The following is a 21,171-nucleotide window of genomic DNA, read 5'->3' as shown; positions in this document are numbered from 1 at the left end:
GTGCCCAGTCAACAGGATTTTTCAGATCGTGCAGAAAGCTTGAGGCAAATTTGCACGGCTGTGCCATTTAGATCCGCTGTGTCAATCCCTTTCCAAAAGCCATTCAGCAAGTGGATGATACTGGGTGTTTTCATCCCGTATTGCCCGGCAGTCTCAACAATGCACGTTTGGCCTGCTCTCGGGAACACCCACGCAAGGCCCTCAAATTAAAAATACCAGTACTCGATTGAGTAATAGGGTTTGGGTGCTTTTGAAGCCTGGATGCCAATAAGTGCCCAAGGTACAGGCCCGCCGGGCGACAAAGGGATAGAAAGGCTCTTGGGCGCACTAAGAGTGGAGCAAAGTGCGGTGTGACCGCTGTCTGTAACGGTTGTTCAAATGAGAAAATCAGATCATACAGTGACTGATCACTGTAATGGATCTATTGTGTAGTGGCATGGTGAATCACAGTGATATCTCTTGTTTCCGGCAAGCGGTGGCGCCGGCACTGCATTTTCGGGCTGTTTGAGAGCCGCCATGATCGGGCTGTCGGTAGTGGTTATGACCACCCTTATACTTTGTATTTACTGCCGGGTCTGAAGGAAAGAATACCCTTACCCCGGGACGCGCTGTGAATACAGCCCTGTACGCTCGTAATCGGCATCCATGCCTCATGTGATCCCAGGAGAGGGGGTATCTTTCTTCCTGTCTTACTGGTATGTGTCCAAAACGGGCTGCTGCATGGTTTAATGAGGATTGTCAAAGAGTTGACACAGTATTGCTCTGGAAGTGGTCATTGGGATAATACTGATCACTAGATCAATGCCATGTATCACGGAGAGAGCTGTATGAATACACTTTTGCTCGCAGCAGGGCTGCTTTCCATTTTCGTAGGCTTGATCCACTCAATTTTAGGTGAGCTTCTAATTTTCAAAAAAAGTCAGAGATGGGGCCCTTATTCCCGCTGTCACAAGCGGGCTGCTTGGTGAAGGCAATATTCGCATATTGTGGGCCATGTGGCATATTGCAAGCATTTTTGGATGGGTTGCTGGCGTCATGCTTATCAGTATCGCAAACAATGGTTTTTCAGCCTCAGCATTATTTATTCAGTATATTTCAGCATCAATGTTCGCTGCGGGTTCACTGGTTTTTATAGCAACCAAAGCCAGGCACCCTGGTTGGATTGGGCTTTGTGGTGTTGCTATTCTTTGTTGGTTGGCATGAAAATTAGCAGTCTCATAACAACGCAATCAAAGACGCCCCTGTGGGCAGGGCCACCACTTCGCGGCTTCGCTGTTAAGGTCCGGCAACTTCCCTTATTATGGCGATCAATATCAAGCATAGACTGGTTTACTCGGGAGGCATCGTGATTAGGCAATACGGGTTCATTGTTAAGGCTAAAAGCTATGATTATCATCATCACAAAACGGTTATGGATGCAGCAGATTTTTTCACAGAAGTTATCGGTGTAAGCAATGATGATGACGCTGTCTTAGTTGCTAGAGGAATGGTGGAGCGTGGTGTGCAGGTCATTGAGCTTTGTGGTGGTTTTGGTTCGGAGAGTGCAGAATATATAATCTCGCAATTAGACACAGATATTCCTGTTGGTTACGTTACGTTTAATGAGAAGGAAAATCAAAAATTGGTGCGTATCCTGTCTGAGGCTTCAGGTGCTTAACAGTCATTTCAAGCCCACTGACAGCGCGTGGCCGTTTCTGTTTGAATTGGTTTTAGTGTTTGTGGTGGTCTATTTAAGTGGTTTTGGACTTTGACAGCAGCACCTATACCGAAAGTAGATTTTGTCATAGGTTATCTCTTTTTTGCTAATGGTAAAGAAATAACGGAATTCTGAACACTACCCAGCTTTTAGAAGCAAAAAATTGATATGGTTGCAGAAATGCTTGTCTCATTGGGTTCAGGATAAAATTTTCCCACAATTTATCTTTTCCCATCTTTACCTGGCACCATCAATTAAAAGCTCTGGCAACTTTTGTTTTGGTGGGAAACAGTATGTATAGCCGATATCCACCTGTTTACAGGTGGATATCGGATTGACAGCACGGCCATTTTATGGGCCTGAAGGTGCCGGGTGCCGACGAACCACTTCCTCTAGGACCGAATCAAGTAGTCGAAGGCACTGAGCGCCGCGGTAGAGCCGGCGCCCATGGAGACCACGATCTGTTTGTAGGGCACGGTCGTGGCATCGCCGGCGGCATAGACGCCGGGGAGAGAGGTTGTTCCGCGTTCGTCGATCATTATTTCGCCCATGGGATTCAATGCCACATCTGTTTTCTTGAGGAACTCGGTGTTAGGGACCAAGCCGATCTGTACAAAAACACCGGCAATCGCAAGAATGTAGCTTTCGCCAGACACGCGCTCGGTATAGGCGAGGCCATTAACCTTATTGCCGTCACCGAGTACTTCGGTGGTCTGGGCATTAACGATAATATCGATGTTATCCATCTGTTTTGCTTTTCGCATCAGGACTTCATCTGCACCCAGCCGATCGGCGAATTCCAGCACGGTGACATGCTCGACAATACCGGCGAGGTCAATGGCGGCCTCGATACCGGAGTTGCCACCGCCGATTACCGCAACGCGCTTACCTTTGAAAAAGGGGCCGTCGCAGTGGGGGCAGTAGGCAACGCCCCTGGTGCGATATTCCGCTTCACCGGGTACGCCCAGCGCTCTCCAGCGGGCACCCGTGGCGAGTACTACCGAGCGGCTGGACAGGGTGGCGCCGCTGTTGAGTTCCACCTGCAGCATGCCTTTGCGCTGTAAGTGCGCGGCGCGCTGCTCAGTAATAATATCCACGCCGTATTCTTTTACATGTTGTTCCAGACTGGCGGCGAGTTTAGGGCCCTCTGTGTAAGGCACGGAGATCAGGTTTTCAATACCCACAGTATCCATCACCTGGCCACCAAAGCGCTCCGCCACTAACCCCGTGCGAATGCCTTTGCGCGCGGCGTAAATGGCTGCTGCAGCGCCGGCCGGGCCACCTCCAACTACGAGAAGATCGTAAGGGGCTTTTTCATTCAGTTTAGCAACGTTACCTTCGGTGGCACCGGTATCCAGTTTGCCTATGATTTCCTCAAGCGACATCCTGCCCTGACCAAAGTGTTCACCGTTTAAGTAAACGGCGGGTACTGCCATTACGTTGCGTGCGTCTACCTCTTCCTGGAACAAGCCGCCATCAATCATCTCGTGGGTAATATTTGGGTTGAGCGTGGCCATCAGGTTCAGTGCCTGCACCACATCCGGGCAGTTTTGGCAGGACAGGGAAATATAGGTTTCAAAGTGGAATTCACCCTCCAGGTTGCGCACCTGCTCCAGCACCTCAGGATCGGCCTTGGCGGGGTGGCCACCCGCCTGCAGCAGTGCCAGTACCAGCGAGGTGAATTCGTGGCCCAGGGGAAGACCGGCAAAGCTTACACGGGGCTTGGTCCCGACAGGCGCAATGGCCATGCTTGGGCTGCGTTTAGCCCGGTCTTGCCGTGGGGTGATTTTTCCGGAGAGCGCAGAGATTTCGTCCACCAGGGTTTTCATTTCTTTGGATTTAATGCTGTTGTCTGTGGATACATGAATTGCTATCGGTTTGACAATATTTTGCAGGTAAGCATCCAGTTGATTTTTCAGGTTTGCATCTAACATCGGTGTTCCTTTCTGTCGCAATCTCGATATTTCACCTGCCCGCCTTTCGGCGGGCTCAAGAGGTCAAGGGTTTAAATTTTTCCTGCCAGGTCCAGGGAGGGAGCCAGGGTTTCCCCGCCATCTCTCCACTTGGTTCCACTTGGTCGAGCAGACTTCGCCGGGGTGTCCTGGTAAATCTTGGTGTTAAAAGGGTTCAATTCGGATTCGATGTGGCGTGACATGGAGAGCTCCTCAATCTTCAGTGTCTTGTCGGTGGTGGTTCTAGAGTAGATTTAATGCTATTAATTTTTTTATCTTGATAGAAATTATTAATATAAATCCCTTTAATAGTTTTCTTATATCAGTGGTTTCTCTGGTAACCCGTCTGTGAATTGCGATACTGGTGCGGGGTGGTGTACGGGTGTGTCCAAGGCCCCCTTGTTGACCCAGGTAAAGACAGAGAGAGAAAGAGAGACGTCAGGTTTGAACCGGTACGCTAAAGAAGGGGTGACGTGTAAAGCCGGGGGAATATGGAAAATACAGTGCGGGTTGATGAGTAACCGCAAATGGTTGCTTGAAGGGCAATGTCCGCTAGACAGCGGACATTGCCAGTACCAACCCTGTGAGATGTGGTTCAGCGATGCCTTAGATTTTGCCGATCAGGTCCAGGGAGGGGGCCAGGGTTTCTTCACCCTCCTGCCACTTGGCGGGGCAAACCTCGCCGGGGTGTGCGGCAATGTACTGGGCGGCCTTTATCTTGCGCAGCAATTCGCCGGCATCGCGACCAATACCACCGGCAGTAATCTCCACGAGCTGGATACGGCCTTCGGGATCGATGACGAAGGTGCCGCGGTCGGCAATACCTCCCTCTTCGATCATTACACCAAAATTACGTGTGATGGTGCCGGTGGGGTCGCCGATCATCGGGAACTGGATCTTGCGGATAGTTTCTGAGGTGTCGTGCCAGGCCTTGTGGGTGAAGTGGGTATCGGTGGATACAGAGTAGATTTCCACGCCCAACTTCTGAAAGGCTTCGTAGTTGTCTGCCAAGTCACCCAGCTCGGTGGGACAAACAAAAGTAAAGTCTGCGGGATAGAAGAAAAACACGGCCCACTTGCCCATCACGTCGGCGTTGCTGATATCAAGGAAATCGCCGCTCTGGTAAGCTTTGGCGCTGAAAGGTTTCAATTCGGATTCGATGTATCGGGACATGGAAAGCTCCTTAGGGTGTGTAAACTCTGGTGTTGAATAAGCTTGCTAGGTTGTATTCTATTTGTGCTTTTTGATTGATAGAAATAAACAATTTAAATGTGCTAAATAGGTTCCTGCTATCTGTAGTTAGCCCTGCCACAGTTCCAGTTTTGTCATTTATTCCCTGTGGATGGGCAACACACTAGGGGTACGCCAGCGGTTTGTGGCCTCGTTCACCGGTTGCGCCGACAATGGCGTTTTTGTGCAAGGGAATGGTATGCGATTGATTCGGTTGTTAAAGCACGATCTGGCTCGGGAGGCCCGGGAGTGGGTGGCGGATGGCGTGATCAGCGAGGGCCAGGCGGAGTTGATCTGTACCCGCTATGAGGTGGACTACCACGGGGCGCACCAGCGTGCGCTCGGTTACAACCTGCTGGTGGGACTTGGATATTTATTTGTCGGACTGGCTGTGATCACCCTGATAGGGGCCAACTGGGAAGAGATTCCCCGCGCCCTGCGCATGGGAGGGGTGATTGTCATCACCATTGGAACCCAGGTTTTGGCTTTGCGGGTATATCTCACCCGCGATCCCCGGGCGGGGGAGGGGCTCTTTCTGCTGGGGAACCTTTTCTTCGGTGCGGCGATCATTCTGATCGCACAGATCTATCATCTGGGCGAGCATATGCCCGACGGGGTCTTCTGGTGGGCCCTGGGGTGTGTGCCGTTTGCCTTGATTACGCGAAGCCCCTGGCTTGCCGGCCAGGCCAATGCGCTGGCGCTCATCTGGTTCTTCCTGCAAGTTAACCTGGGTTTTTATCCGGTGCTTTTCCCGCTCTTTATCCTGGTTTCCCTCTATGTACTGATTTGGGGACGGGCAAGCATCATTCTGTTGCTGATGAGCATACTCAGCGCGGGCCTGTGGCTTGAATATTCCCTGGCGGAATTATGGCGGTCGCAGACGCAACGCTTTGGTTTTGACTTATTCCCGGAAAATCTGGCGGTGGCGGTTGCCCTGTTTATCTTTCTGTATGTCTTCGCGCATTGGCTGGCACGGCGGCCGTCACCGACGGCCAGGGACTATGCCTCTGTGATCTCGGTGTGGTGCCTGCGTTTTGCCCTGATTGCCCTGTTGATTTACAGTTTCGAGCAGCCCTGGAAAAAACTGATTGAGACGGACTGGCATCACCGCTATACCATGTGGGTGGTGATTGCGGCCATAGGGGGTATTGCCCTGGGGCTGGCTGTGCCGGCGAGGCGTTTGTTGGCCTGTGGAATCCAATTTGTGGCGTTGGTCGCTTCACTGCTTCTGGTGAGTATCAGCGACAATACTGGGCTGGCAGTCTACCTGCAGGTGGCCACCAATTTTGCTCTGATCGGCAGCGGCATCTGGCTTATTTTACGCGGCATCTACGCCGGTATTTCTCATTATTTTTTCCTGGGAGTGATGGCTATTTTACTGGTGGCGCTGTTACGGTATTTCGACCTGATGGGAGATTACGTGGGAGCAGCACTGATCTTTATCCTGTTTGCAGGCCTGCTGATCGGTGCTGCGAAGTATTGGAGGTATCATCAAAACAGGGGAGACCTGCGATGAAACGCATACCCCTGATTGGTCTGGGCATTGCTATTGCCACACAGTTTTTGATTCTTATCGGGTTGTATGTACAGGCGCAGATTCCCCTGTGGCTTGGCGAGCCGATTCGGGTAAAGACCGTGCCGGTGGACCCCCGCTCCCTGTTTCGCGGCAATTACGCCAGGCTGAGTTACGATTTTTCCAGTATTGACCAGTCAGCCTTTAAAGAAGATCAGCCATTGCGCCAGGGAGAGGTGGTTTATGTCTCCCTGAAAAAGCACCCGCCTGGCCTCTATGTATTTTCCTCAGTGAGTCTGGAAAAACCGCAGAAGGGCATTTTTCTCCGGGGACGCGTGATGGGGAATCGCTGGCGCAATAACGCTGGCTACCGTATCAAGTACGGTATTGAAGCCTATTTTGCCCCCAGGGAAAAAGCGCTGGAGCTCGAAGACGCGTTGCGGGATGGTGGGGTGGCAGAGTTGATGGTGACGCCCAGCGGCAGGGCTGGTCTCAGGAAAGTGGTTGGCAATCATTGACGCTTGCAGGCAGTTGGAGTGACGGTACCCCAAATGACCACGACAGGAGTTTTTCCCCTATTGCTGGCCATACAGGCCGCCTGTCTATTGACCGCTGTAGTGGGGGGGTACTTTTCCGGTGTTGAGATGACTTTGTTGGGTGGTGCCCTTTGGGGCGCGCTTTGTTTTGCATTGATTGGTGCACCGGCAGGTTTCGCCGCGGTCATCTGGCTCACCCGCTCCAATACCGTTGTGGGCCGGACTTTGCGCCGGCATTGTAATCAGTTGATGCCGGTATTTGCGGGGCTCTCCCTTGGCCAGATCGCAGTGATTGCCGTTGTTACGGGGGTTTGTGAGGAGCTGCTGTTTCGCGGTTTTTTGCAGGTTTGGTGGTCCCAGTTGAGTTCCCCCTTGTCTGGGCTATTGGCTGCCTCTCTGGTGTTCGCGTTATTGCACTGGGCGTCGCGGGTTTATTTTCTGCTGACTTTTGTGTTCGGCTTGATTTTGGGTCTTGCGTACCAGACAAGTGGCAGCTTATTAGGTGTTATAACCTGGCATGCCATCTACGATTTTCTGGCATTGACGACGCTCGTTTATCACCCGCGTATGCTCGGTGTGGATACACCTGGGCTCAACTGAACTGGTCAGTCCCGGAGTGCCAGGCTAGAGGAGTGTGCTGGCGAGCAGTCCCGATAAAAGTGCGGTGACTGCGAATGCCATCAGGGCCAGCAGACCGTCGTGGGACACCAGAGCCAGACCGAATATCGTAAGGGCGAATCCCGCGGTAGTCGCGGAAAAAGGCACCGGCTCCATCAGGGGTATGGCCAGTGCGATTAGGGAGCAGATGACAGCGATGGCATAGGTTCCCCCCCGCCTGACCAAAAAGTCCAGGCGCGGCTGCATCCAGCGATCGGCGAGCTCTGCAGGTTTTTTCATGCCATTGAGGACTTTGCTGAGTTTTCTTTTGGAGATGGAACGTCGCAGTAGCCACTGGGGCAGCCACACATGCTGGCGCCCGAAGAGCAGTTGAATGGCCACCAGGAGCAGCAGAGCCGCCATGACACTGGATACACCGGGTACACCACTGAGCGGTGAGAACAAGATCAGCCCCACCAGTAACAAAAAAGGGGCAAAGGATCGGAGTCCGATGGCTTCAATCACCAATTGAAGAGAGATGCGCTTTGTATGCTGGCTGCTGGTTTCGATTTGATCCAGCAACTGGCTCAATCCTGTGATTTCATTTGCCATGGTGATGGTTTGGCTCTGGGTTGTTGCCCCACTGCCCACATGTTTGCCGATGCCAAGGCAAAGTGCTCCTGGGATTCGATCATCCCTTTCCAGCCGCCTGCTGGTTGGCCGCCGCATAGCCTGGGGTTACTGATAGTCTGAACTCCATAAGAGGGGATCGCCAGTTTTCTATTGGGCTGTTTGCATTGCATAGAAGGTGGGAGGAAGTGGTTGTGAAAGCAGGTGGTGCAAATCGGATCAATAAGTGCCGGTTTACGACGCGCGGTTTTCGGGCCAATCCGGTGATCCCGGTTGTCGGTTCGTAAGATGCCGGTGCGGTGGCTGCCAGGCAGCCTCTGCGCAAGCCCCTGCAAGTCGGTCAACTGCGCGCAATGGCCGGTATTTCAGGGGAGCTTATCGATCCGTACTGGGAACCGGCTGGTTCGCCAGGCCAGCAATATCTTGCAGGTTAGCTAAATAACTTGGGCAAAGCCTCCTTTTCTTCCGCCTCGCCACTATGACCGGCCCTGCGCGCCATCAACCCCTCTGCAAGTCTCCGGATTTTCCCTATGTGCAACGGCTTGGGCGGCTGTTGATAAAGGGCGGCACTCAGCAGTTCTTGCAACTCATCCAGCTCTTCGAAGCCGAGCTGTCGGGCGGCATCACCCAGGCTATTGCCTTCAAACTGAGGCCAGCGGGAGTGCAGCCAGTTTAGGGTGGCCTGCTGGATGTGACAGGGATTACCACTATCGACAGCCCGTTTCACGGCACCGGTGCCATAGTCTTTGTGCGCCAGCGGGTTGTTAGTCACAGTCTGCCCTTTTCCGGGATTGCCCCGGCGGCGCAGGTGGTAAAGGTAGAGCAGCCATAACAGATGAGAGGCAAGTGCGGCTATTGCCAGGTTGCGCCAGAAGTGGTCCTGCGCTTCGAGGCCGGCAGTGCCTGGCACCAGTGTTTGCAGGGCTCCGCCTTCCCCGTTTGGCACAGCGGGTGCAGCGCTGCCGCTGACGTTAAAACGGAAGGCGGGCAGTTGCGTAGCTCTTTGCCGATTGTTCTTGGTGTCCCACCAGATGATGGTCACGGCCGGCAGCTGGTAGCTTCCGGGTCGGGTGGCGACAATTGCTGTGGTCTCGATACGACTGCCGGTCACGCCGTCGGGACCGGTCTGATCTTCCTGCTGGGGTTGATCCGGATAGGTCTTCAGGCCCTCTACATCCAGTTTGGGCAGTGGTGGCAGTTGTGCTGCGCGCAGACCTTCGGCACGCACCGTAAGGATACGGGTAATGGGTTCGCCAACCGCGAAAGTATTGGCGTCCTGGCTCCAGCTTTGTACTATCCCCAGGCTCGAAGCAGGCAGCCATTGGGCACCGCTATAGCGATCGGGTTTGGGTGACACTTGTACGGTTTTTGCCTGGGAGCGGAGACGCAGGCGCTGGTTGTTGCGGTTGAAAAGGGAAAAGGGGTCCCTGCGCCCGGCCACTGCAGCATAGGTCAAAGCCGGAATGGTGAGTTGCCCCGAGTTGTCTGCAAAGACCGCATAGGTCAATTCGTACACTGCGTAACTGGTGCCGTTCAGTTTGCGCTCGTAGCGCTGTTCATTCACTTTGTCGACGTGGGCTCCGGTGATCTGCAAGGGCTCGGTGGCAATATCGTGCAGGCCGATGGTGGTATACAGGCGCACATCCACCAATAATTGCTCCTGCACGTAGACTTTGCTTTTATCCGGCTCTACTTCCAGAAAGACTTTGCGCTCCCCGCTGTCTGGGTGGCTTTGCGCTTCGCTCACGGAGATGGGGATGGCATTGGAAACCTGGTCCTTGTAGTGGAGGGAAGGAATAATTAACTCGCCCTCACGCTTGGGGGCGAGCGCGAGCACCCATTCCACAAAGCTCTCTGCGCGACCATTGATCACGCGGTATTGGTTCGACTGTTGCCGTGAGAGAATATCAAAATCCTCCTCCAGCAGTTCAAAATCGGGCTGCCCGCCACTTTCTTCGCCGGAGTATCTGAGGCGTAAGTTGACGGTCTCCTCAATAGCGATTTTGTCTCGATCAACGCTGGCATTCAGTTCGCTTGCATGTGTGACGGTCGCCAAACCGAGCAGTACAAAAATGAAACACAACCGATAGAGCCCCATCCCAAATCGAATTCCTGAGCCGTGGGTAAACTGTTTTTTGTTTCGCTGCCTCATAGGATTACCCGATGCCAGTGCCGTCATAAAACCCTATCACCTTTTTCCCTACCATCTTTGAGTGGCGCCATTTTCCGGGGGTTCCCATTCGCCGCTGCGATAAGCGCGGCGTCTTTGCAGACTTTCATATTTGAATTTTTCACGCATCAGTCCAGCGGGGTCGTCGGGGATCTGTCGTAGCCACTGGTCCAGCGCCTGCTGGGTTTCCGGGTCCAGAGCAGTTTCCCCGCTACCCGACCCAGAGGGTTCCTGACCCTGTTCCTGTTCTTCCCCGCGCTGTTGGGCTTTTGAAGGTTGCTGTTCTTTTTCCTGCTGCGCCGGATTGGAGGTTTTTTGTGCAGAAGATTGTTCCTGTTCCTGTTCTTGGCCGGGCTCCTGCTCGGGGGCGCGGGCTTCGCGGTCAGCGGATGGCTGATTGTCGCCCTGTTGCTGTTGTTGGTCCTGTTGCCCTTGCTGGCTCTGCGGTTGATTACCGGGCTGCTGCTGGTTTTGTTGTTGTTCCTGCTGTTCTTTGGATTCCTGTTGCTGCGGAGGTTTTTGCAGCTCCTGCAGTTGTTTGGCGATACGCCGATTGTGTTCAGCGTCGGCGAATTGGGGGGCTTGTTCCAGGGCGCGGTCGTAGGCTTCAATGGCCTTGTTGTAATTCCCCTGCTGTACCAGGCTATTGCCCAGGTTGTAGAGGCCTTGAGGATCATCACTGAGGGCGAAATCCTTCTGGGCTGCGGCATAGTCACCGGCGCGATAATTGGCCGTGCCCCGCCACTGGGGGTTCCTGAATGTCCCCGCCGCCGCCTCGGGCTCACCCTCTGCAAGCAATTGCCGGCCCTGTTGGTCCTTGCGTTGCCAGAGATCTTTCCATTCGAAAGCCCGGCTCTCGCTGGGCAGGCCCAAAAGCAGGACCAGGGGCAGGATGCAGGCCAGTGCGCCGCGGCGGAATAGGAAGGCGGCAAGGGGCAGGACCAGCAGGAGCAGCAGAGGGCCCTCATCGCGCCATTGATCGAACTCTCTCTCCGTTAACTGCGCCTGCTGCGGGCGCCCGGATTGTGGCAACAAGTGGTCGATATCGCGGTCGTTTACGGCAATCCTTGCATAGCGGCCGCCACTGTTGTTGGCGAGATGGCGGAGTGCGCGGGGATTGAAATTGGAAATCACAATTGTCCCTTTACTGTCTGTGACAAAGCCACCGCTGGCGCCCCGGGGGATAGGGCTGCCTTCGCCACTGCCCACAGCGAGGATGCTGAGCGCCACATTGGCATCGGCAAGCGACCTGGCTACGCTATCCAGTGCCATCGGGTCAATACCGTCGGTTACCGCGAGGAGCTGACCGCGGCCGGCAGCCCCGTCTTTCAGAAGGCGGATGCCGGTTTCCACACCCATTTCAATATTGCTCCCGGGTACCGGCATCACAGAGGGCGAGAGTGCGGGAACCAGGTTGGCAATGGTGGCAGTATCCTCGGTGAGCGGCGTGACTATGTGGGCCTCGCCGGCGTAGGCAACCAGAGCCGTCAATCCGTCTTTGCGCTGCCGCAGAATATCCAGGATTTTCAGTCTTGCGCGCGTGAGGCGATTGGGGGAGAGGTCTGTCGCCATCATGGAGGGGGACAGGTCCAGCAATATCACCAGAGCGTCCTGATTGCTGTATACCGGTGTCGGCAGCTTTCGCCAGGTGGGTCCGGCCAGGGCGAGAATCATCGCGGCCAGCAGGGCAAAAACCAGCGCAAACAGCCAGGGGCGTTTGGCCCCTCCGCGCAACAACAGGTGCGGTAACAGGTCTGCATCAATTACTTTTTGCAGTTGTGCGCTGTTGAGAACGGTCTTCCAGAGCCCCCAGCAAACCAGTGCGGCCGGTATCAGCAGCCACAGCCAGTAGGGGCGCAGAAAGTGAAAGGACTGTAATAAGTCTGGCATATTCATTGTGCCCGGCCTCCGCGGACAGCTGTGCGGCTATGACGGCCTCCGGCATGGCTTAAATGGGTAACAAGTGGCGCCAGGGCCCAGATACCCGACAGTAACAGGGCGGCGCCCAGCGGCCAAAAAAAGAGGGATTTCAGTGGTCGATAACTTTCCGCTTCCTGCTCTACTGGCTCAAGGGCATCCAGTTCGGCGTAAATCTCCGCCAGTTCCCGCGGGTTGCGGGCGCGAAAGTAGCGCCCGCCAGTTTCTTCGGCGATGGCTTGCAGTGTCTTGCTGTCCAGATCCCTGGAGGGGTTGATCCTGCGACTGCCATAACGACTGCCCAAAAGACCTGGCTGCACCATCTCATCGGCGCCCACACCGATGGTATAGACAGTAATTCCGGCCTGTTGTGCCAGCTGTGCCGCTTTGAGTGGAGAGACTTCCCCGGCGGTATTGGCACCGTCAGTCAGCAGAATAAGAACCCGCTGTTCGGCGGGGCGCTGGGTGAGCCGCTTTACGGACAAGCCAATGGCATCGCCGATAGCGGTGCCCTGACCGGCGAAACCAATCTGTGCCTCGCGCAATAATGTGCCGACGGTTTCCCGGTCATAAGTGAGCGGGGCCTGAAGGTAAGCGCGGGTGCCGAACAGTACCAGCCCCAGCCGATCGCCCTTGCGACGCTCGACAAAATCCCCGACAACCTGTTTGACGGCGTCGATACGCATGGCCGGACGACCGCCGATGAGCATATCCGGAGTTTCCATACTACCGGAGATGTCTACGGCCACCAGCAGGTCACGGGCGCTGCCGGCCTGGGTGATGGGCTCGCCGTACCAGCGTGGGCGGGCCGCGGCGCAGATCAGCAACAGCCAGAGTAGGGTGAGCAGCGCCAGGTTGAAAAGGTTACTTTGCCCGCCGCTATCGCGGTGGGACAGGGCCGCATAAAAAGGCACTTTAAGTGCACTGTTCAGCGGTTTGGCACGGGGCAGCAACCAGCGCAGCAAAAGTGGCAGTGGTGTGAGTAAAAAAACCCAGAGCCAGTCAAACTCAAACACGGCTGGCTTCCCTGTTAAGCTCGGTAGAGGGCACTTGTGCAGATTGCGCAGATCGGCCGTGTTGTTCCACCCAGCCAATGGCGTATTGTCGCAATGCGTTGTTTCTGTCCGGGTCGCCAGTACCGCGATACAATTGTTCCAGCAGGACCTGCCTCGCATCGGAGGGGCATTGCAATGGGGCGGTATTTTCCAGGAAGGCCAGCCACTGAAGGCCGGTGAGATTGGCGCACTGCGGGCGACCAAAGCTGGTCACGGCGACCCGCTTTAGGATTTCGTTCATCTCCGCACTGGCGGTGGGCTGGCTGGTATCGACCGCTTTCAGTAGGGCCACAGCTTGCACCCGATAGCGGTTGCGGCGGGCTTGTTTGCGCTGTCGCCCAACCCCCACTGCAGTGCCCAGCAGACAAGCGAAGATGAGTGTTGCGAGCAGCCACCATCCCGGCGCAGGCGGCCACCAACCGACGGAAGCAGGCTCTTGTATATCGTGTAATTGTGCCAGGAGTTCCTGGGACTCCGGCGAAGGTGCCGGGTTTTGTCGCTGATTGGTTTCTCTCAGCATAACGGCTCCCAGGCTGGCACAAGCTTGCCGAAAGCGATGCTCCTGAGCGTCTGGCGACAACCGCTGGCAGATAGCAGAGCGTCCCTCTTATCCATCACGACTGCCGCCTGTTACTGTTCTTGTACCAGTTGTTTTTCTGGTGTGACCCATAGAAGGACATCAGCTCCGGTACCAGGGGTTTGGTGTTGTCAAAGTCCAGTAACGGCAGCCGGTGTCGGCGGCAGAGCTGCTCCACTTCGGTATGAAGGCGAGCCTGTTCCTTCGCGAAGGCGTCCCGTTGAGGGCGGTTGACGGCATTGAGAAAAGTGCGCTGGAGGCCGTCGGTGATCGTCATCGACTGCGCCGGAAGTTTTCGTTCCAGGGGATCGGTTACCCGAATTACCTGCAGGTCCGCTTGCCGGGATAACAGGTAAAGGGGTTGCGAGCAGGGTTCATTGAGATCGTGACAGTCGCTGATCAGAAAAAGGGCACTGCCAGGGCGGGCGATGCGGCGGGCTTCTTCCAACAGGGTTTTCAGGGAATGGCCGCCATTTTCCGCTATCGGGCTGTGAAGTTCGCCCGCTCTGGCCACCATACTGTGAATCATTGCCAGTACGGCGTGGTGACTGCGCCGCGGACGAACGGTATCAATCTCCCGGTCGGAAAAAAGCAGGGCGCCGATGCGATCACTGTGCAGCAGTCCGGCCCAGCCGAGAGCTGCGGCAATGCCACTGGCGGCGACAGATTTAAACGCGCGGTGGCTGCCAAAGAACATCGGTGAGCGCAGATCCAGCAGGATGACCACCGGCCTTTCCCGCTCCTCCTGGTAAAGCTTGGTATGGGTCTTGCCGGTGCGTGCAGTTACGCGCCAGTCAATAGAGCGGACATCGTCGCCGGCCTGATAGTCCCTGACCTCCTCAAAGTTCATGCCGCGGCCACGGTAGCGGGTGAGCAGGTTGCCGGCCTGGTCGCTGCGCGCCAGGCGCGGTTGAAACAATTGCAGCTGGCGCGCTACATAGCGCAATTGCACCAGCGGGCCCACTTGTGGATAGGCACCGCGCAAATCCGTTTCTAACGGGGGGGCTGCAGCTTGCATCAGATGGCCGGAACCTGCTGCAGTAGCCGCTCTATGACCTGACTGGTGTTAATACCGGCGGCTTCGGCTTCAAAACTGAGCAGCAGGCGGTGGCGTAAAATATCGGGCGCCACCTCCATTACGTCGTCTGGCGTAACATAATCGCGACCGGCAAGCCAGGCCCGAGCGCGGGCACAGCGGTCGAGGGCAATGGTTGCCCTGGGACTGGCGCCAAAATCTAGCCAGGACGCCAGCTCGCGGTCATATTTCATTGGCTCGCGCGTGGCAATAACAAGCTGGACAGTATAGGTTTCCACTGCCTCAATCATCTGCATGTCCAGAATCTGCTTGCGGGCCTGGAAGATGGTCTCCTGATTGATCACGTTGTCAGGGCGATTTTCGCCAAGGCTAGCCTCGGATCTGGCCAGACGAAGAATTTTTGCTTCCGCCTCCGCATCCGGGTAGGCAAGATTCACCTGCATCAAGAACCGGTCTAACTGGGCCTCTGGTAGAGGATAGGTCCCCTCTTGCTCAATGGGGTTTTGAGTGGCCATCACCAAAAATAACTGTGGCAGCGGATAGGTTTTCCGCCCTACACTGATTTGCCGCTCTGCCATGGCCTCCAATAATGCGGATTGCACTTTGGCGGGAGCGCGATTGATCTCATCGGCCAGGATCAGGTTGTGAAAGACCGGCCCGGGTTGGAAATGGAACTCTCCGCTTTCCGGCCGGTAAATATCGGTACCGGTAATATCTGCCGGCAACAGGTCCGGTGTGAACTGAACGCGATGGAAGTCTCCCTCAACAGCTTCGCCCAGTGTTTTAATCGCCTTGGTCTTGGCCAGGCCCGGAGCGCCTTCCACCAACAGGTGGCCGTCTGCAAGCAGGGCGATCAATATGCGATTGACCAGGGTTTTCTGCCCGATAATCTGCTCTTCCAACCAGTCGCCCAGGGCGACGATGCGATCTCTGGTATTCCGGTTTGCTTCCATAGCCTCTCTTCTTTTGCGAATGTGCCCGCCGGGTCGAATTGGCTGGCTATCTGCGATCTTTTATATATAGTCGCCACCATTGAGGTTGGCTCCGTTGATTTTAACGGCACCAGATAAAGAGGCAAGTAGGTAACAACGGGTCATCGGTAAGGCGACAAACTTTTGAGGTGGTTCTGTCACTCCTCAAAGGGTATCTGAACGTGAACCTGTAGGACTCACCCCGGTTGTAATCCGGGGATGAGAGGACCGTCTTTTCGGATCTACAGTTATTGGATCGGATGAGACAAAAATGCGATTGGGAGGTTCCCCGTGAATATGGCGACGGTGATTACCGATAGCCGTGATGAGTTAGTGGCACAGATTTGTGAGCTGATTCGCGATAAGCTGGCGAGTGAAGCCGAGCCAGTTGTGGCTTTTGCGCAGCAGTTTCTGCACCAGTATCCGCTGGAAGACCTGGCGGGCCGACGACTTGTGGATGTCTTCGGTTGCATCTACTCCTGGTGGAACTTTATTCAGCAGCGCTCCGGCGATCTTCCCAAGGTGTGGATCTTCAATCCGCGTCTGGAGGACGATGGTTGGGAATGTACCCATACGGTGATCGGACTGTTGCAGCAGGATATGCCATTTCTGGTGGATTCTGTGCGGATGGAGGTCAATCGGAGAAATACCGTCATCCACTCCATCAAAAGTACGGTACTGCATCTTGAACGCAATGCCAGTGGTAAGTTGAAGCAGCTGCTTCCCACTCCCGGAGTGTCGCCGGATTTGTCCTTTGAGCATATCTCGACAGGCAGGAACAAGCCTGGCAAGGGGGCGGGAAAGCTGGTCGAGGCCCTGATTTATATCGAGGTGGACCGCGACACCTCGGCAGAGTTCGCCTCTGGACTGACCGCCACCTTGAAAGAGATTCTGGGCGAGGTGGAATTGGTGGTAGATGACCATGCGCCCTTGCTCGAGGCCTGCAGCGAGATGGAGGGCCAGCTTCAGGCCGGACTCTCGGAAGATGACACCAATCTGCTGGAGGCATGCGCTTTCCTGCAATGGATGCGCGATGGCAACTTTACTTTCCTGGGCTATCGGGAATACGAGTTCAGCCAGGCTGGCGACAAGAAGATTCTCAGCGAAATGGAAGACCGGCGCCTGGGGATTTTCAAGAAGTTGCAGGAGGCCGCCGCCCCCATGCCGGAGACTGCTTTCAGTGAGGGAAAACAACGCTTTTATCAGGGCCCCAATTACCTGACGTTCGCCAAATCCTCGGTGAAATCCCGTGTGCACCGCAGTGCCTATTCAGATTACGTTATGATCAAGCGCTATAGCGCGGAAGGCGAGGTCATTGGCGAGTCGGCGTTTATGGGGCTTTATACCTCCCCGGTGTATACAGAGAGCCCGGCCAAGATCCCGATTATCCGGCGCAAGATGGCGTCCATCATCGAGTACAGCGGCCTGACCGGCCACGGCCACGACGGCAAGGCGCTGCGCCGTATACTGGACACCCTGCCCCGCGACGAGCTGTTCCAGGGCAGTACACAGGAATTGTTCGATGTGGTGATGGGGGTGCTGAGCCTGAATGAGCGCGCCCAGATCCGTCTCTTTATGCGCCGGGATCCTTTTGGCAAGTTTGTCACGGCGACGGTGTTTGTGCCGCGGGAACAATTCAGTAGCAGCGTGCGCGAACTGATTTGCTCGCATATAGCTCGGGCCATTAAGGCCAGGGATTCGGATTTCACCACTTTCTTCTCCGAATCCATTCTCGCGCGGGTACATTTTGTTTTCCGCGTTTCACCCGATGAACCCGTAGATATGGATGTGGCGCTGCTGGAGGCGCAGATTGTGGATATAACCCGCTCCTGGGAAGATGTATTTCAGAGATCGTTAATTGAAAGCAGTGGGGAAGAAGAGGGCAACCATCTCTTTCGCATCTACGGGCGCGCCTTCCCGGCGGGCTATCGAGAAGATTTTGAACCGCGTATCGCGGTACAGGATGTCACCGCCATTCAGGAGTTGAATGAAAACAACCGGGTCGCCATGAGCTTCTACCAGCCTGCCGGTGCAGCCCAGGGCAGCCTCCGTTTCAAAGTCTTTAACTGGGGCAGCGGCCTGACCCTCTCGGACATTATCCCAGTGCTGGAGAACCTGGGTCTGCGGGTCATTGGCGAGTTCCCCTATACGATTCGCCCCTGTGGCGGCACCGATGTGTGGATGCACGAGTTCCACCTGGAGTTTGGTTTACCCACTAAAATCGATGCCCAGGCTTCCCGCAGCCTGTTCCAGGATGCCTTCGCGGCTATCTGGAATCACACTGCCGAAAGCGATGCCTTTAACCGCCTGGTATTGGCCGCCCGCCTGAACTGGCGTGAAGTTTCCATGTTGCGCGCCTACGCCCGTTATCTGAAGCAAACAACATTCAGTGCCAGCCAGGGCTATATCGCAGCAACGCTGGCCAGCCACGTGGAGATCACCCGCAACCTGGTGGCGCTTTTCCGCGCGCTGTTTGATCCGCGCCTGAGTTCCGGCAAGCAGGAACAGACCCGGGTCGAGCGGCTGATTATCAAAATCCACGATGGTTTGGATGGCGTCGAAAATCTCAATGAGGACCTGGTGCTGCGTCGCTACCTGGAATTGTTGCTGGCGACCCTGCGTACCAACTTCTTTCAGAGCGATGCCGAGGGGCGTCCCAGGGATTACATCTCAATCAAATTCAGCCCACGCGACATTCCGGGTATCCCCGAGCCACGCCCCGAGTTTGAGATTTTTGTCTACTCGCCGCGAGTGGAAGGTGTGCATCTGCGTGGCAGTAAAGTGGCACGGGGTGGTCTGCGCTGGTCGGACCGACTGGAAGACTTTCGCACCGAGGTATTGGGTCTGGTGAAAGCCCAGGCGGTGAAAAATGCCGTGATCGTTCCCAGTGGTGCAAAAGGCGGTTTTGTGATGCGTCGTCCACCGGTGGATGGCAGCGGTGAAGCTGTGATGGAGGCGGGAATCGCCTGTTATAAAACCTTTATCCGCGGCCTGCTGGATATCACCGATAACTTGAAGGATGGCGAGGTCATTCCGCCACCATTGGTTGTGCGCCGGGATGAGGACGATCCCTACCTGGTAGTGGCGGCGGACAAGGGGACCGCCTCTTTCTCCGATATCGCCAATGGCATTGCCAAAGACTATGATTTCTGGCTGGGCGATGCCTTTGCTTCCGGCGGCAGCCAGGGGTATGACCACAAGAAGATGGGGATAACCGCCCGTGGTGCCTGGGTATCTGTGCAGCGACACTTCCGCGAAATGGGAATGGATGTCCAGAAAGAGGATTTCTCGGTAATCGGTATCGGCGATATGGGCGGCGATGTTTTTGGTAACGGCATGCTGTTATCCGAACATATTCGCCTGACAGCCGCCTTTAACCATTTACACATCTTTATTGATCCTAATCCGGATACGGCCATCAGTTTCGAGGAGCGCAAGCGCCTGTTTGGCCTGCCTCGCTCCGGTTGGAGGGATTACAACCGCAAGCTGATCTCCAAGGGTGGAGGGATTTTCGAGCGCCGTGTCAAGGCAATCAAGATCTCCGCGGAGATGAAGAGCGCATTCGATATCAAAGAAGACCGGCTCACGCCCAACGAGCTGATCAGCGCCCTGCTGCGTGCACCTGTGGATTTGATCTGGAATGGCGGCATTGGTACCTACGTCAAGGCGGCCACAGAATCCGATGGCGAAGTGGGAGATAAGTCCAACGACCATCTGCGCATCAATGGGTGCGAGCTGCGCGCCAGGGTTTTCGGCGAAGGGGGTAATCTGGGCATGACCCAGCGCGGACGCATTGAATACGCCCTGCATGACGGCCGCTGTAATACCGACTTTATCGACAACGCCGCCGGTGTGGATTGTTCCGACCACGAGGTGAACATCAAGATCCTTCTCGATCGGGTGGTGGTAAACGGGGACCTCACCGACAAGCAGCGCAATCAGTTGCTGAATGGAATGACCAACTCGGTGAGCGATCTTGTGCTGCGCAATAACTACGACCAGACCCGCGCATTAAGCATCGCTGAGTACCAGGTTTCCAAGCGTCTGGATGAATACCGGCGCACCATTAATGCACTGGAGGATGACGGTCGCCTCAATCGGGCACTGGAGTTTATCCCCGACAATGAACAGATTTCCGAGCGGTTGCACAAAGGGCAATGCCTCACCCGTCCCGAATTGTCGGTTTTGCTTTCCTATGTGAAGGTGCAGCTCAAAGAAGCGCTACAAGGCTCAGAAATTGCCAATAATCCCCAAGTGCGTCGGGCTGCCGAGTCCGCCTTTCCGGCAGAGCTGGTGGCGCAATACGAGGAACAGGTATACGGGCATCCGCTGCTGCGCCAGATTGTTGCCACCCAGGTGGCCAATGAAATGGTCAACAGCATGGGGATCACATTCTATAATCGCATCAGCACCGCCACCGGGGGAAATATCGACGATGTTGCAGCGGCCTATGTGAGTGCCCGCGATGTTTACAGCATGCAAGAGTTTCAGGAGCAGGTGGTCCAACTCGACTACAAGGTACCGGCGGAACTGCAGACCGAGCTGCTTAATTCCATGATCGGCCGGGTGCGCCGCGCCACCCGCTGGTTTCTGCGCAATCGCCGCAGTGATTTGGAGCCGGCGCGCAATTGTGCGTTGTTCCAGGAGCCGGTACAGCGCGTCATCAAGGCCCTGCCTAAAATTCTGAGCGGCGATCCACTCAGTGAGTGGGAGCAGCGTTACCAGAAGCTTTTGGAAGCGGGGGTGCCTGAGCCTCTGGCACTACTGTCAGCCTCCCCAACCTATCTCTATTCTGCACTGGGTATTTCTGCCTCGGCGCGGGCCAGTGGCAAGTCGGTGGAAGAAGTGGCCATCGTTTACTTTCGGCTTTCCGACGCGCTGAACCTGCACTGGTTCGGCAACCTGATTGTCGATCTGCCGGTCGACAGTTTCTGGCAAGCGCAGGCCCGCGAAACCAGCATGGATGATCTGGACAGCCAGCTCTCGACCCTTGCGGTAAACATCCTGCGCCTCGCCAGTGGGGAGAAATTGGATGTCGATACCGCGATGTTGCGCTGGAGCGCTATTATGGCGTCTGCCATTGCACGTTGGCACACGATGATTGCCGAGCTGAAAGCAGCCTCTGTGGGTGATTTTGCGATGTTTACGGTGGCTCTGCGCGAGTTGATGTACCTTGCTCAGGCTACCGCAAACTGTGAATCCCTGCAGGAATAACACAGTCGCCAGTTCCGGGAATTGTTTGATTGCCGGATTGGTATGGGTTGGAGGGGCCTCTGTGGGTGGCCCCAACC

General features: G+C 55.5%; 15 protein-coding genes. 5 read left to right on the top strand and 10 right to left on the bottom strand.

Features of this window, described 5'->3' with window-relative positions; all coding sequences use genetic code 11:
• The first annotated feature begins 1,345 nt into the window (after nt 1-1,345).
• Nucleotides 1,346-1,657, top strand: coding sequence for a DUF6506 family protein (locus Q1A48_RS09760; RefSeq protein ID WP_299944149.1), 312 nt, complete (start codon nt 1,346-1,348; stop codon nt 1,655-1,657).
• Between the two features lie 431 nt (nt 1,658-2,088).
• Here Q1A48_RS09760 and ahpF read toward each other — a convergent pair whose 3' ends face one another.
• The 3 genes from ahpF to ahpC all read right to left on the bottom strand — a co-directional run bounded on the left by ahpF (nt 2,089) and on the right by ahpC (nt 4,821).
• Entirely contained in the window at nt 2,089-3,630 is a 1,542-nt protein-coding gene (gene ahpF / locus Q1A48_RS09755) for an alkyl hydroperoxide reductase subunit F (protein WP_299944146.1), read from the bottom strand.
• 71 nt (nt 3,631-3,701) lie between these two features.
• Nucleotides 3,702-3,851 carry a hypothetical protein gene (locus Q1A48_RS09750; RefSeq protein WP_299944143.1) on the bottom strand — a complete coding sequence of 50 codons (150 nt, stop codon included), beginning with the start codon at nt 3,849-3,851 and terminating at the stop codon, nt 3,702-3,704.
• A 403-nt stretch (nt 3,852-4,254) separates the two neighbouring features.
• The gene (ahpC, locus tag Q1A48_RS09745) at nt 4,255-4,821 is read right to left on the bottom strand and encodes an alkyl hydroperoxide reductase subunit C (RefSeq protein WP_299944140.1); all 567 of its coding nucleotides are present in this window, start codon (nt 4,819-4,821) and stop codon (nt 4,255-4,257) included.
• 256 nt (nt 4,822-5,077) lie between these two features.
• On the opposite strand from ahpC, the gene Q1A48_RS09740 reads away from it, so the two are divergent.
• Genes Q1A48_RS09740 through Q1A48_RS09730 form a run of 3 tightly spaced genes read left to right on the top strand, consistent with a single transcriptional unit; the run spans nt 5,078 to nt 7,527 of the window.
• Complete coding sequence (locus Q1A48_RS09740) at nt 5,078-6,394, top strand: DUF2157 domain-containing protein (protein ID WP_299944137.1); 1,317 nt, start codon at nt 5,078-5,080, stop codon at nt 6,392-6,394.
• Entirely contained in the window at nt 6,391-6,909 is a 519-nt protein-coding gene (locus Q1A48_RS09735; RefSeq protein ID WP_299944134.1) for a GDYXXLXY domain-containing protein, read from the top strand. The genes Q1A48_RS09740 and Q1A48_RS09735 overlap by 4 nt, the downstream gene beginning before the upstream one ends.
• 33 nt (nt 6,910-6,942) lie before the next feature.
• A complete protein-coding gene (locus Q1A48_RS09730; protein ID WP_299944131.1) occupies nt 6,943-7,527 on the top strand; it encodes a CPBP family intramembrane glutamic endopeptidase in 585 nt (194 codons plus the stop codon).
• Nucleotides 7,528-7,551: 24 nt separating this feature from the next.
• Here the strand turns inward: Q1A48_RS09730 and Q1A48_RS09725 are convergent, their stop codons facing one another.
• The 7 genes from Q1A48_RS09725 to Q1A48_RS09695 all read right to left on the bottom strand — a co-directional run bounded on the left by Q1A48_RS09725 (nt 7,552) and on the right by Q1A48_RS09695 (nt 15,862).
• Nucleotides 7,552-8,136, bottom strand: a complete 585-nt coding sequence (locus tag Q1A48_RS09725; RefSeq protein WP_299944128.1) for an exopolysaccharide biosynthesis protein — start codon at nt 8,134-8,136, stop codon at nt 7,552-7,554.
• A 448-nt stretch (nt 8,137-8,584) separates the two neighbouring features.
• Complete coding sequence (locus Q1A48_RS09720) at nt 8,585-10,306, bottom strand: BatD family protein (RefSeq protein ID WP_299944126.1); 1,722 nt, start codon at nt 10,304-10,306, stop codon at nt 8,585-8,587.
• Between the two features lie 48 nt (nt 10,307-10,354).
• Nucleotides 10,355-12,220 carry a VWA domain-containing protein gene (locus Q1A48_RS09715; RefSeq protein WP_299944123.1) on the bottom strand — a complete coding sequence of 622 codons (1,866 nt, stop codon included), beginning with the start codon at nt 12,218-12,220 and terminating at the stop codon, nt 10,355-10,357.
• Nucleotides 12,217-13,257, bottom strand: a complete 1,041-nt coding sequence (locus Q1A48_RS09710; protein ID WP_299944120.1) for a VWA domain-containing protein — start codon at nt 13,255-13,257, stop codon at nt 12,217-12,219. The genes Q1A48_RS09715 and Q1A48_RS09710 overlap by 4 nt, the downstream gene beginning before the upstream one ends.
• On the bottom strand, nt 13,250-13,816 hold the full coding sequence (locus Q1A48_RS09705) for a DUF4381 domain-containing protein (protein WP_299944117.1): 567 nt from the start codon (nt 13,814-13,816) through the stop codon (nt 13,250-13,252). The genes Q1A48_RS09710 and Q1A48_RS09705 overlap by 8 nt, the downstream gene beginning before the upstream one ends.
• A 94-nt stretch (nt 13,817-13,910) precedes the next feature.
• Complete coding sequence (locus Q1A48_RS09700) at nt 13,911-14,891, bottom strand: DUF58 domain-containing protein (RefSeq protein WP_299944115.1); 981 nt, start codon at nt 14,889-14,891, stop codon at nt 13,911-13,913.
• A complete protein-coding gene (locus tag Q1A48_RS09695) occupies nt 14,891-15,862 on the bottom strand; it encodes a MoxR family ATPase (protein ID WP_299944112.1) in 972 nt (323 codons plus the stop codon). The genes Q1A48_RS09700 and Q1A48_RS09695 overlap by 1 nt, the downstream gene beginning before the upstream one ends.
• A gap of 315 nt (nt 15,863-16,177) precedes the next feature.
• Between Q1A48_RS09695 and Q1A48_RS09690 the strand changes: the two genes are divergently transcribed.
• Nucleotides 16,178-21,094, top strand: a complete 4,917-nt coding sequence (locus Q1A48_RS09690) for an NAD-glutamate dehydrogenase (RefSeq protein WP_299944206.1) — start codon at nt 16,178-16,180, stop codon at nt 21,092-21,094.
• Nucleotides 21,095-21,171: the final 77 nt, after the last annotated feature.

It is taken from the genome of uncultured Microbulbifer sp. (genome assembly GCF_947489355.1).
In the GTDB taxonomy this organism is placed as follows: domain Bacteria; phylum Pseudomonadota; class Gammaproteobacteria; order Pseudomonadales; family Cellvibrionaceae; genus Microbulbifer.
Note: the sequence above shows the minus strand (reverse complement) of the source record. Positions and strands in the feature narration are given on the sequence as shown.